The following is a 2,333-nucleotide window of genomic DNA, read 5'->3' on the forward strand; positions in this document are numbered from 1 at the left end:
CAATGTTCGATATAGCATTCTCCTTCTCTGCCGCCTCTTTGGCGGCTTCTTCATGTCTTCAGAACCTCTGCGATTTGCTGATTATTCGAGGTGCCCTAACGTCATTCATGAGCAAGCTCCTAATTCCAAGATTTGTTTCAACACAAATCCCTCGGATACTCTGGAAGCTTTGCAACGCTGGATATGATCTTTGCGCCACTCTTTGCAATTGCATAAACGCCTAACATCAAGATCCAGCGGCCGGGGCCAACATTGCCTCGTGAATGCATTGGGCTTTTACCCGCCGCTGATCTTGAGCGTTGGACATACGGGAGGGCATAGCTATGATGGCCGACCACCAAGAAACGCATTGGAGCGGCAGCACACCTATGCATGACCTTTATTCATACATTTCCGAAGAAAAAGTAACTCAACTGCATGCGCAAGTCAAGAACGCAAGATTCGACGTTTCAGTGGCGCTCGGCGTAGATCTTAAGATCGTCAGCGCAAAGGCTGACCTTAAGGAAAAGCCCAGTCAAATATCTAGACTAAAAGAAGTTCTAGACTCTCTTGATAAGAAATCCTCTATTGTCCCCCTTGGAGAAATTTCGCTGGGCCAGCCACCTCCTGTCTTCTTTGAGTTCAGCGGGACAGGCAGTGTATGCATAGATATGTGCTATTGGTTGGCGGCAAAACAAGGCCATACTGCATTGTTGCTTGCGGGATCACCGTCAAATGCGGCAGGTAATCAAGTGGCGAAATCCAGTCACCTCTCCCCTTCTCTAGATCCGGTAGGCTCTTTCCTTGATGCTGCTGATAAGTTTAATAAGGGCGATAGTCTTGACGATGCTGCTAATTCTCTTAGTTATGCATGGGCTACAATATTTGCTGACAGAAGAAGAGGTCTGCAAGGACCACGTTACAGAGGAGTCGCTGTCTTTAGCGCGATGTGTACGCCTAGAGTCTGGCAATTAGAAAGGGCGGGAATAACAGGCGTTGACTTACTGGTTGTAGGGTCACCTCTGTTTGTCTCCCAGGTATGATTCTTTGCTGAAAGTGCCGATGTCCAACCAGCCCCTTGAGTGGACAGGCATCCATTACCTCTATGCTCCGCCATCCCAAACTCCCTGCCTGCCACTCAGGGGCAGCGTTCGACAGACTAGCAAACAGACTTCAACACTGATAAGTTACTGCTGAATTGAGCGGCAGGAGGCGCTGACAGGATGGGCAAAGAGATTCTCTACTCATTTGCAAATAATGAAAAAGGGGAACTCGTCAAAGCCGATGCGGCTCAACGGGGTGGTGCTTATTACTGCCCATCGTGCCAGAAAGAGATGGTACATCGAATGGGGGAAAAGGTCCGTCCTCACTTTGCTCACAAGAATCTTAGCCAGAATTGCAGCCCAGAGACAGTTCTACACTTTGGTTTCAAGAAGCTCTTGCACGAAAGAATCTCTAAGGCACTTCAGGCTGGGGAGCGAATATCGATACAATGGAAATGCGAGGCATGCTGTGGCAGCCATTTTGGGAACCTGCTCAAGAGAACTACCCATGCTGAGGAAGAGTACAACCTCGGGGCATGCAGGCCGGATATTGGGCTGCTAAGCAAGGAAGGGAATGTTGTTGCAGCTATTGAAATTGTAGTATCGCATTCACCCGATCAATCAGCCATCGAGTTCTACAAGGCAAATGGCATTCCGTTGCTAGTCTTTAAGCTCAAGTCGGATACAGAGCTTAGCCGAGTCGAAGAAGAGGTTCTTAAGCCTGACATTGTGGATGTGTGTCTAAATCCAAAATGCCCTAAGTGCAATGAACACATGCCACGCCTCAACTTGCTCATCATCGATGGCAAGTGCTGGAAATGCAACTCGCCGATGAAGGTCGGCGCGTTAAGCGGAGACGCGGGGTATGAATGCGAATTCAACCTTGATCACATAGCTCTTGCAAATCGACACGGAGCCAATATTACGACAAGATACAGCAAGACAGCTGGACACAGATACGCTGCGAACACGTGCAAGCGATGCAAAGAATTTATTGGCGACCACTATCTGTTTACAGACTATGTCGCAGCAGACGAGTACCCCAGAATTAAACTTGACGCTGGTTACTATTGCCCCATTTGCTGCAATGAACCAGATGATGACTACGATAATATTGCTGAGGATTGACATGCCATTATTAGACGGGGCTGTCGAACAGGCCCCTCGAGTGGACAGGCCACCACCAGCCCCTCTGCTACGCCACCCCAACCTCCTTGCCTGCCACTCAGGGGCAGCGTTGGATGGGCCTCTTATATCATGAATGAAGAATAACTGATACAATCCATGCAAGCCACCGCGCCAGCTTATCTC

Annotated in this window: 3 protein-coding genes; all 3 read left to right on the forward strand. The window is 49.0% G+C overall.

Going from position 1 to position 2,333, the window contains the following annotated elements; genetic code table 11:
• A partial coding sequence (locus CJZ98_RS19230) for a hypothetical protein (RefSeq protein ID WP_232756591.1) occupies positions 1–187 on the forward strand: 187 nt, incomplete at its 5' end.
• Between the two features lie 139 nt (positions 188–326).
• The gene (locus CJZ98_RS18625) at positions 327–1,022 is read left to right on the forward strand and encodes a DUF7019 family protein (protein ID WP_157911090.1); all 696 of its coding nucleotides are present in this window, start codon (positions 327–329) and stop codon (positions 1,020–1,022) included.
• 180 nt (positions 1,023–1,202) lie between these two features.
• Entirely contained in the window at positions 1,203–2,150 is a 948-nt protein-coding gene (locus CJZ98_RS18080) for a competence protein CoiA family protein (RefSeq protein WP_108723331.1), read from the forward strand.
• Positions 2,151–2,333: the final 183 nt, after the last annotated feature.

The organism is Vulcanococcus limneticus LL (assembly GCF_002252705.1).
Classification (GTDB): domain Bacteria; phylum Cyanobacteriota; class Cyanobacteriia; order PCC-6307; family Cyanobiaceae; genus Vulcanococcus; species Vulcanococcus limneticus.

Bases quoted from the DNA above. Each gene is read 5' to 3' on its own strand.
- CJZ98_RS18625 (WP_157911090.1), top strand. From the start codon at position 327: ATGGCCGACCACCAAGAAACGCATTGGAGCGGCAGCACACCTATGCAT.
- CJZ98_RS18080 (WP_108723331.1), top strand. From the start codon at position 1,203: ATGGGCAAAGAGATTCTCTACTCATTTGCAAATAATGAAAAAGGGGAA.